Below are 9,510 nucleotides of genomic sequence, written 5' to 3' on the forward strand. Positions count from 1 at the left end.
GACAGCGCGCCCGAGGCCGCGAGAATGGCCCGGGAATTACTGTAGGGGCGCGGTCGCCAAGCCCGCCGGGCCGCCGTCGAGGCGCGCGCGGACGCCGCTGCCCGCGCGGTCGAAGACGGGGTCGGCGTCCGGCCGCACCGCCAGCACCGCGACCGCCGCGGGGAGCGTGACCGCGGCGTCGACGACTCGCACCGTGGGGTCGAAGCGCCAGCCGTCGGTCGTCTCCGCGAGCGCGTCGGCGAGGTTCGCGCCCGCGACCGTCGCGAGCGCGTCCCCGATGGAGGCAGCGTCCCCGGCGAAGTCGACGCGGTTCGCGGCGTCCCGGAGGACGGCGGCCTGCTCGCGGGCCGCGAGCTCCTCGTCGAGGGTGCGCGCCGTACACCGCAGCAGGACGACGCAGAGGTCGTCGGGGTCGGTGGTGGCTTCCGCGGCGGCGAAGTACGCGTCCAGAATCGTGCGCTGGGCGTCCCGGTAGTCGGCCGCCGCGAGCGCCTCGAACACCGCGCCGGTGACGTCGTGGCAGGCGTCCGGCAGCGACGGCGCGTCCGCGGGCGGCACGGGGTCGGTGCGCTCGTGGACGACGAGGTCGTAGTGGGGCGCCCGGGGGTCGTAGCGCTCCAGCGTCCGGCGGTACTCGCGGGCCAGCTCGACGGCGTCGGCGGCCGTCTCGCGGTCCGCGAAGCGCAGGCCGCCGACCGGGAACGGGCGCTCGCCGGTGCGCGCGCAGGCGACGTAGAAGCGGCCGCCGTCGCTGGCGAGGGCGTCGAGGCGCTCGCGCATCGTGCGGAGGTCGTCGCCCATCACGCTCCCCTCCCGCCGTTCGGAACCGGTCGCTCGCTCATACGATTTAGGCCAACCTAAAGAAGCAAAAAGCTATCGGAGCGCTCCCGGCTCAGTCGAGGTCGCCCTCCCGGATTCGCCGCTCTGCCGCCTCCAGCGCCGCTTCGCGGTCGAACGCCGCGACGATTCCCTCCAGCTCCTCCCGGGACGCGTCCCGGAGCTCGCGGGCATGCTCGGTGATTCCGGGGAGCGCGCGGATGATGTTGTCCACGACGGGGACCGCGGCGCTCTGCGCGGACCGCGACATCGGATTCAGGTCGATTACGAGTTCGGTCTTCCCCATCTCCGCGAGCGCCTCCGCGCGGTCGCCGTCCTCGAGCGGGACGAGCACCACGTCGCGTCGTAGATGCCGTCGCGGTCGACCTTCGCGCGCTCGTGGTCCAGCCCGGGAATCCGAGCGTCCGCCTCCAGCCCCTTCACGTCGCTGGCGCCGTGTTCGCGGAGGTGCTCGGCGATGGCTTCCATCCGCTCCTCGGTGCGGTTGAAGAGGTTCACCTCGACGTCGGCGCCGACGACGTCCGCGAGCGCGACGACCTCGCCGGGCACGAGCGCCGCGACGTTCCCGTTCACCGAGAGCACCGGGTGCTCGGCGAGCAGGAGGTGCGCGGCCGCGGCGCGCTCGGCGTCGTCCGCGGACGGAATCGTCTCCTCGCCGAGCAGGTAGTCGAAGGCCTCGCCGCGGCCCTGCGCGACCAGCCCCTGCTTCGACGTGATGCCCTTCTCCACCCCCGCCTCGATGCGGTGGCGGGTCACCAGCGAGTCGTGGCGCGGGTGGTCGGCGGGAATCTCGGCCATACTCGCTCTCGCGGCCCGCAGCGCAAAAGTCGTCCGCTTGCGGGTGGCCGCCGCTCGCGGCTCACTGCGCGACAGCGGCGCGCCACGCTATGGGTCAAGCGTCGCGCCCGCCGGTGCACCCGACACACCTCGGGGTCGTAGCCCGCGTCGGAGAGGCCCGTGCCGAGCGCGAACACCGTCCGCCCGAGCATCGCCATCGCCGCCTCGCCGCCGCGTCCGCGACCGCGTCGACGGCCGCCGCCACGTCGCCGTCGGCAGGCTCGCCTCCCGGGAGAACTCGCGGGAGAGCCGCATGAACCGCGGGAGCGTCGGGTGTTCGCGCAGCGACGCGAGCGCGTCCTCGCCCGCCGCCGACAGCGCCGCGGTGTCGCCGCCGATGACCTCGCTCGTCGACAGGCCGCCGAAGGAGACGTACTCCACGCGGCCCGCGTCCGGCACGCCGTCGAGGCGGCCGTGCGCGGGCGCCCCGGGTTCGACGCGAATCGGGACGCCGCCCCGCGCTTGGGCGACCACGTCCCCGAGGCCGGTGCCGGCTTCGACCTCCGCGGCGTGGGCGACCGTCACGAGGTCGTTCTCCGAGTGCCCCGCGTCGACGGCGCGGTTCGCCGCCAGCGCCGTCCCGAGCGCCATCGCCCCGGAGACGCCGAACCCCGCGCCCAGCGGCAGCGGCGTCTCCGCGGTGACCTCGGCGGTCGCATCGAGGGCGTCCAGCACGCCGACCACGCTCCCGACGTCGACCTCGCGGCCGTTCAGCCGCACCCGCGTCTCCTCGGCGGGTTCGACCCGCGTCGTCACGCCCGCCGACAGCGTGACGCCCGCGCCCCGCGACCCCGTGCGCTCGGGGCTCTCGGTGCGCTCCACGCTGAAGAAGCCGGTCACGTGGCCGGGCGCGAACGCCGTCGCCGCGTCGCCGTCGCTCATCCACTCGGAGTCGGAGGCGCCGAGGATTAAGTGTTGCAGTATCGGAACGGCGCGTCAGTCGACTGTCCAGCGAGAACGTAGTGGTTCTCGCTGGCTCCACGTCTTCGTCCTACGGGCTCAGTCGCTGCCTGTCTCGCGGGAACAGCACGGCCTCCCGGATGTTGTCGAGGTCGAGCATCGTCATCACGAGGCGCTCGACGCCGTACGCCCACCCGGCGTGGGGCGGCATGCCGTACTTGAACATCTTCGTGTAGTACTCGAACTGGTCGGGGTCGAGGCCCTGCTGGCGGAACCCCTCGACGAGCGCGTCGTAGCGGTGCTCGCGCTGGCCGCCCGAGACGAGCTCCATGCGCGGGTGCATGAGGTCGAAGCCCTTCGAGAGCTCGGGGTCGTCGTCGTAGTCCTGGATGTAGAACGGCTTGATCTCGCTGGGCCAGTCGGTGACGAAGTAGTGCCCGCCGACGTCGTCGCCGAGCGCCTTCTCCCCCTCCGTGGGGAGGTCGTCGCCCCAGACGAGCTGCTCGTCGAGTTCGCCCGTGGCGTTGATGCGCTCGATGGCCTCCTCGTAGGTGAGCCGCGGGAAGTCCGCGGAGGGCGCCTCGAACTCCTCGGCGAGGCCGAGGGTCTCGAGTTCGTCCTGACAGTTCTCCGCGACCCCCGAGTACGCCGCCTTCAGCGTGCCCTCGCAGACGTCCATCGCCTCCTCGTGGTCGATGAACGCGGACTCGAAGTCGATCATCGTCGCCTCGTTGAGGTGCCGCGGCGTGTTGTGCTCCTCCGCGCGGAAGATGGGGCCGACCTCGAAGACGCGCTCGAGCCCGCTGCCGACCATCAGCTGCTTGAACAGCTGCGGGCTCTGGTTCATGAACGCCTCCCGCCCGAAGTACGTCACGGGGAACAGCTCCGTGCCGCCCTCGGTGCCGGTGGCGACGATCTTCGGCGTGTTGATCTCCGTGGAGCCGACGCTCCGGAAGTACTCGCGGACCGCGCGCAGAATCTCCGCGCGGATCTCGAAGATGGCCTTCGTCTCGGGCTTGCGGGCGTCCAGCGTCCGGTTGTCCAGCCGCGTCGAGAGGTCGGCGTCGACCTTCCCCGAGGGGTCGAGCGGGAGCTGCGGGTCGGCCTCCGCCATCACTTCGATGGAGTCGGGCGTGACCTCGACGCCGGTCGGCGCGCGCTCTTCGTCCTCGACGTCGCCGGTTACCTGGACGACGGACTCGCGCTGGACGTCGATGCCCGTCTCCACGAGGTCGTCGTCCATCTCGTCCTTCTCGAACTTGACCTGAATCTTGCCGGTCTTGTCCCGCAGGATGAGGAACGCGATGCCGCCGAGGTCCCTGACTTCGTGGACCCAGCCCGCGACCGTCGCGTGGTCGCCGGGCTCGGCGTCCGCCGTGAACGTTCGGTCCTTCATACTCCCCGATTCGCGAGGACCGGCCTTAAACGACTTCATTTCCGGCGTGGCCGCGGCGCCGCCGGCGCGTCACTCGTGGGCGTCGTTGACGCCCCGCACTGTCTCCGCGACGGCGTCGGCGCCCTCGTCGTGGAGCAGGTCGCCGACGACGATGGTGTCCGCGCGCTCGCCCATCTCGTAGGCGGTGTCGTAGTCGCCGATGCCGCCGCCGTAGAACAGCGTCGCGTCGTCGAGGGCGTCGCGCGCGGCGCCCACCACGTCGGGGTCGCCGAGCGTGCCCGAGTACTCCACGTAGACGATGTCCTGGCCGAGCATCCTCTCGGCGACCTCCGCGTACGCCGCCACCTCGTCGGGTGCGAGGTCGCAGTCCGCGTCCGTGTACTCCGCGACGCTCGCCTCGTCGTTGAGGACGACGTACGCCTCGGTGGCGGTGCGCTCCCAGTCGAGGTCGCCGATGCGGACCCACTCCTTGTGCGCGCCCGTGATCCAGAACGGGTCGCCGGCGTTCAACACGACCGGCACGAGGTAGCCGTCGAGGGCGTCGTCCTCGACGACCACCGCGGGGTTCGACGGCTCCTGGTAGAGGGGGACGTCGTGTTTCCGGCAGGCGTCGATGACCCGCCGCATCTTCTCGGTCGTCACGTCCATCGTCCCGCCGATCTCGATGGCGTCGGTGCCCGTCCGGCAGACGTCGTCGAACGTGTCGCCGTCGACCAGCGACTTGTCCGGGTCCACCTTGAGCACGTGGTCCCAGTCGTCCCACGGGGTAGTCATGTGCCCCCATTAAAATGGCCGGGGCAAAACCCCTTCGATGCGGGTACACCGCCGCCAGCGGCGCCGCTGGGGGTTCTGAGGGTGGAATCCGGGGAGGCGGGACGGCCTAGCTGTGGATGCCCATCGCCTCGATCTGCTCCTGGTAGCGGTTCCGGATGGTGACTTCCGTCACCTGCGCGACGTCCGCGACCTCGCGCTGGGTCTTCTTCTCGTTGCAGAGCAGGGACGCGGCGTAGATCGCCGCCGCCGCGTAGCCGGTCGGGGACTTGCCGGAGAGCAGCCCCTTCTCGGCGGTCGTCTCGATGATGTCGTTGGCTTTCGCCTGCACCTCCTCGGAGAGTTCGAGCTCCGAGCAGAACCGGGGGACGTACTTCTTCGGGTCGACGGGTTTCATCTCGAGGCCGAGCTCCTGGGAGATGTACCGATACGTCCGGCCGATTTCCTTGCGCTCGACCCGGGAGACCTCCGAAATCTCCTCGAGGCTCCGGGGGATGCCTTCCTTCCGGCAGGCCGCGTACAGCGCGCTCGTCGCGACGCCCTCGATGGAGCGGCCGCGGATGAGGTCCTCCTTGAGCGCGCGCCGGTAGATGACCGACGCGACCTCCCGCACCGAGCGCGGCACGCCGAGCGCGGAGGCCATGCGGTCGATCTCGGAGAGCGCGAACTGGAGGTTGCGCTCGCCGGCGTCCTTGGTGCGGATGCGCTCCTGCCACTTCCGCAGGCGGTGCATCTGCGAGCGCTTCTTCGAGGAGATCGAACGCCCGTAGGCGTCCTTGTCCTTCCAGTCGATGGTCGTCGTCAGCCCCTTGTCGTGCATCGTCTGCGTGGTCGGGGCGCCGACCCGCGACTTCTCCTGTCGTTCCTGGTGGTTGAACGCGCGCCACTCCGGACCGGGGTCGATCTGCTCCTCCTCGACGACGAGGCCGCAGTCGTTGCAGACCAGCTCCGCGCGGTCCGAGCTCTTCACGAGGTTGTCAGAGCCACACTCCGGGCACTCCCGTACCCCCTCCTCGGACTCCTCCTGCTCTGTCGCCGTTTCTCGCTCCCGCTGGCGAGTGGACCGTGTCATCGCATTTTTATATTAGCGTTTCGCAAACGTTTAAACCCGTTGCCGGTTTGGAACCTCTCGCAGACGACACAAGTCCGGCGCTCGACGCCGCTAATCCCGTTAATACGTGCCTCAGAGGCGCACTCACGACCGTTCCCGGATAGTAACCCATATACGGGAGGCGGGGTGACGTCGACTTAATGCCGGTCGTAGAGTGCGACGTCGACGACGCGCGCGAACGACTCGACGCGGCGGGCGCGTCGTTCAGCGAGGGGAACTCCGAGTACGAGCGCTGGCACGCCGACCTCGGGGACGCCCACGCCGTCGCCTACGACGACAAGCTCGTCGTACAGGGGGGCAACCCCACCGACATCACGGCCGTCGTCGAGCCCGACCGCGGCGGCCGCGTCCACGCGTACTTCGACGGCGCGAGCCGCGGCAACCCCGGCCCCGCGGCCGTCGGCTGGGTGCTCGTCTCCGGCGACGGCATCGTCGCGGAGGGGAACGACCGCATCGGCCGCGCGACCAACAACCAGGCCGAGTACGAGCGCTGCTCGCCGTCCTCGAGGCCGCCGCGGAGTTCGGCTTCGACGAGATCGAGATCCGCGGCGACAGCCAGCTCGTCGAGAAGCAGGTGAAGGGCGCGTGGGACACCAACGACCCCGAGCTCCGCGAGAAGCGCGTCCGCGTCCACGAACTCCTCGAACGGTTCGACGAGTGGTCGCTGACCCACGTTCCGAGAGAGGTAAACGACCGCGCGGACGAACTAGCCAACGAAGCACTCGACGATGACTGACCTCCCAGACGACGTCGTCGACGAGGCCGAACGGCTCACCCGCCTCGCCCGGGACGCCGTCGACGACGCCGCGGCCGAGGCGTACCGCGAGCGCCGCGAGGAACTGCTCGCCGACCACGGGTTCGTGCCGCGCGTCCGCGAGCGCGACGACACGCTCGTCTGCTACCCCGCCGAGTGGGTCGAGGACGGCCGCGTGCAGCTCGAGGACGTCGAGGACACGGACCGCGCGGCCGAGGTGTCGCTGTCCGGCCCCAGCGAGCAGGGCGACTACGAGGACGCCGCGGCGCGCAACGCGGAGCTCGTCGAGCGCGTGCGGGAGCGCCACGGCGACGTCCACGGCGACAACGCCGCGGCGTTCGCCGAGTTCATGAACAACCACTACGCGCGGTCGATGGACGCGGCCGGCGACCGCGAGCGCGCGGAGTTCCGCGAGGAGTACTTCCCGCGGAACGCGTGGCCCAGCGACGAACAGCGCGCCTGCGTCGAGGAGTCGCTGGAGCTGGTCGCCAAGGTCGCGGACGCGGACGCGGACGCGCCCGAGCAGTAGGCGGCGCTGGCGCTACGGGTCCCAGCGGCGGAACTGCGGCGCGGAGAAAGCTCAGTTCTCGGCGACGATGTCCCGGACCTGCTCCTTGCGGTCCTCGTCCGTGAGGAACTTCGAGAGCGTCCACTCGAGGTCGTCGAGGACGGCGTCGAAGCCGTCGTCGGTGAGCTCGTACTGGTTGGTGCGCTTGTCGAGTTCGGACTTCTCGACGAGGCCCTTGTTGACGAGGTCGTCGAGGTTCGGGTAGAGTCGGCCGTGGTTGACCTCCTGGCCGTAGTAGTCCTCGAGTTCGCGTTTGATGGCGAGGCCGTAGCGGGCCTCTTCGGCGAGTACTGTCAGGATGTTCTTCTGGAACGCAGTCAGGTCCCGCACGTCGGTCCGTGCAGCGGGTTGTGCCTCTGACATAGCTGACCGAAAGGTGTCTGGCTATTTAACTTCTGCGAGGTGGCATTTTCCCCGCTTAACGACTGGTTTTCGGTAGTTTCGTTCGTTTAGAACGCGAAAATCGGTCGTTTTTGCCCGTTCGTCCGGTGGGCGTCCAGCGCGCTCCGTCGGGACGGCCGGCGCGCCCCTGCGCGGGACCCCCGTGGCCGATTGCGAAAAGCCTTTTTCGCGGTGCGTCCACCCTCCGCCATGGCGAATCTCTGGCAAGACCTCGAGACCGGACCGGACGCACCCGACGTGATCTACGCGGTCGTCGAGTGTCTGAAGGGCGAACGCAACAAGTACGAGTACGACAAGGACATCCCGGGCGTGGTGCTGGACCGCGTGCTCCACAGCAACGTCCACTACCCCTCGGACTACGGGTTCATCCCGCAGTCGTACTACGACGACGAGGACCCCTTCGACGTGCTCGTGCTCGTCGAGGACCAGACGTTCCCCGGCTGCGTCATCGAGGCCCGCCCCGTCGCCCTGATGAAGATGGACGACGACGGCGAGCAGGACGACAAGGTCATCGCGGTGCCCGACGAGGACCCCCGCTACGACCACGTCGACGACCTCGAGGACATCCCCCAGCAGCAGCTCGACGAGATCGAGGAGTTCTTCGAGACGTACAAGAACCTCGAGGCGGGCAAGGAGGTCGAGACGCTGGGCTTCGAGGACGCGCAGGCCGCCAAGGACGCCATCGAGCACGCCCAGGACCTCTACGACGAGAACTTCGCGTAACCCCACGCGTCACTTTTTCGCGCTCCGACGCCCGCCAGCGACGGCCATAACCACGGGGAATGACGCGCCGCCCCACCGATGTGTTATGCGTATGGGTAATTATTTCGGGGAGCCTCCCCTACTGTGAGGTGTAATGGCTGCCAGTCACTCCGAGTTCGGCGTCCGCCACCTCACCGTCGTGCCCACGAACTTCCAGCCCGCGGACAGCGACGACGAGTCCCGACAGCGCGACGCGGACGCGGGCGACGCCGCACACTGAGCCGACGCCGCGAGCCGGCGCGGGACAACATACTTAACGATTCGCGTGGACTCTCGGCCTGATGCTCCCCGAGGTCGGTGCGGTCTCGACGCCCCTGATCGCGCTCGTCGTCGGCACCGTCGCGGTCGGCGGCGCCGGCGGGTACGCCCTCACCACGGTGCTGCGACGCCGCCGCGCCGAATCCGAGGACGAGGACTTCACCCAGCTCCGGGACACCATCGCGGGCCTCGAGTCGGTCGCGCTCGTCGTCCCCGAGAACCCCAGCGTCGACGCGCTCGCGGCCGCCATCGGCCTCCGCGAACTCTGCAACGAGTGGGGGGTCACCGCGCGCATCCTCGCCGAGGACGACGTCACCAGCGACGACGCCAAGGCCTTCTGTAACCTCTTCAACGTCTCGCTGGACGTCGCCGGCGACTCCCTCGACGACTACGACGGCGCGGTCGCGGTCGGCGGCGGCGGCACCGTCCCGTCGTTCGCCAACCGTCCGCCCGTCGTCGCCGTCGTCCGCCACCGGCCCGCCGCCGTCGACCACTCGCTCGTCGTCGCGGGCAACGAGGCCGGGTCGACGTCGACCATCGTCGCGCGCTTCGTCGAGCGCGCCGGCAGCAGCCCCGAACAGGACGTCGCCACGGCGCTCCTCTACGGCATCCGCGCCGGCACCCGGGAGTTCCGGCGGGTGCGCTCCCGCGAGGACTTCCGTGCCGCAACCTTCCTCCAGGAGTTCGCCGATCAGGGCACTATCGACGCGCTCCGCGCGCCCGGCATGAGCGGGGAGACGTTCGACGTCATCGGGCAGGCCATCGCGAACCGCGAGCGCCGCGCGAGCTTCGCCGTCACGAACGTCGGCAGCGTCCCGTCCGCGAGCGCGCTCGAGGAGGCCGCGGACACGCTGCTCCGGCTCGACGGCGTCTCCTCGGCGGCCGCGTTCGGCGTCCACGAGGACACCGTCGTC

The 9,510-nt window shown here is 70.1% G+C and carries 9 protein-coding genes and 3 pseudogenes; 5 read left to right on the forward strand and 7 right to left on the reverse strand.

Annotation, left to right across the window (positions count from 1 at the left end):
• Window positions 1-36: 36 nt before the first annotated feature.
• From GJ634_RS12255 to GJ634_RS12280, 6 genes and pseudogenes are all read right to left on the reverse strand, one after another.
• On the reverse strand, window positions 37-801 hold the full coding sequence (locus tag GJ634_RS12255; RefSeq protein ID WP_157503047.1) for a hypothetical protein: 765 nt from the start codon (window positions 799-801) through the stop codon (window positions 37-39).
• Between the two features lie 91 nt (window positions 802-892).
• Window positions 893-1,635, reverse strand: a pseudogene (locus GJ634_RS12260) (4-phosphopantoate--beta-alanine ligase).
• 113 nt (window positions 1,636-1,748) lie between these two features.
• Window positions 1,749-2,556: pseudogene (locus GJ634_RS12265) on the reverse strand (pantoate kinase); the annotation flags it as partial.
• A 109-nt stretch (window positions 2,557-2,665) separates the two neighbouring features.
• A complete protein-coding gene (aspS, locus tag GJ634_RS12270; protein WP_157503049.1) occupies window positions 2,666-3,970 on the reverse strand; it encodes an aspartate--tRNA(Asn) ligase in 1,305 nt (434 codons plus the stop codon).
• Window positions 3,971-4,039: 69 nt separating this feature from the next.
• Window positions 4,040-4,744: a phosphoglycerol geranylgeranyltransferase gene (locus GJ634_RS12275; protein WP_157503051.1), complete on the reverse strand. Its 705-nt coding sequence runs from the start codon at window positions 4,742-4,744 to the stop codon at window positions 4,040-4,042.
• A gap of 106 nt (window positions 4,745-4,850) precedes the next feature.
• Window positions 4,851-5,813 (reverse strand): transcription initiation factor IIB family protein, encoded by a 963-nt coding sequence (locus tag GJ634_RS12280; protein ID WP_157503053.1) that lies wholly within the window; start codon window positions 5,811-5,813, stop codon window positions 4,851-4,853.
• A 179-nt stretch (window positions 5,814-5,992) separates the two neighbouring features.
• Between GJ634_RS12280 and rnhA the strand changes: the two are divergent.
• Both rnhA and GJ634_RS12290 read left to right on the forward strand, forming a co-directional pair.
• Window positions 5,993-6,588: pseudogene (rnhA, locus tag GJ634_RS12285) on the forward strand (ribonuclease HI).
• Complete coding sequence (locus tag GJ634_RS12290) at window positions 6,581-7,135, forward strand: rnhA operon protein (protein WP_157503055.1); 555 nt, start codon at window positions 6,581-6,583, stop codon at window positions 7,133-7,135. The pseudogene rnhA and the gene GJ634_RS12290 overlap by 8 nt, the downstream one beginning before the upstream one ends.
• Before the next feature lie 51 nt (window positions 7,136-7,186).
• Here the strand turns inward: GJ634_RS12290 and GJ634_RS12295 are convergent, their stop codons facing one another.
• Window positions 7,187-7,537, reverse strand: coding sequence for a PadR family transcriptional regulator (locus tag GJ634_RS12295; protein WP_059055725.1), 351 nt, complete (start codon window positions 7,535-7,537; stop codon window positions 7,187-7,189).
• Between the two features lie 228 nt (window positions 7,538-7,765).
• On the opposite strand from GJ634_RS12295, the gene GJ634_RS12300 reads away from it, so the two are divergent.
• From GJ634_RS12300 to GJ634_RS12305, 3 genes are all read left to right on the forward strand, one after another.
• The gene (locus GJ634_RS12300; RefSeq protein WP_157503057.1) at window positions 7,766-8,299 is read left to right on the forward strand and encodes an inorganic diphosphatase; all 534 of its coding nucleotides are present in this window, start codon (window positions 7,766-7,768) and stop codon (window positions 8,297-8,299) included.
• 133 nt (window positions 8,300-8,432) lie between these two features.
• Complete coding sequence (locus GJ634_RS16495) at window positions 8,433-8,558, forward strand: hypothetical protein (protein ID WP_269449537.1); 126 nt, start codon at window positions 8,433-8,435, stop codon at window positions 8,556-8,558.
• Window positions 8,559-8,619: 61 nt separating this feature from the next.
• The coding region (locus tag GJ634_RS12305) for a bifunctional oligoribonuclease/PAP phosphatase NrnA (protein WP_157503059.1) at window positions 8,620-9,510 on the forward strand (891 nt) is incomplete at its 3' end.

The sequence above is a fragment of the Halobacterium sp. CBA1126 genome (assembly GCF_009741975.1).
GTDB lineage: Archaea > Halobacteriota > Halobacteria > Halobacteriales > Halobacteriaceae > Halobacterium.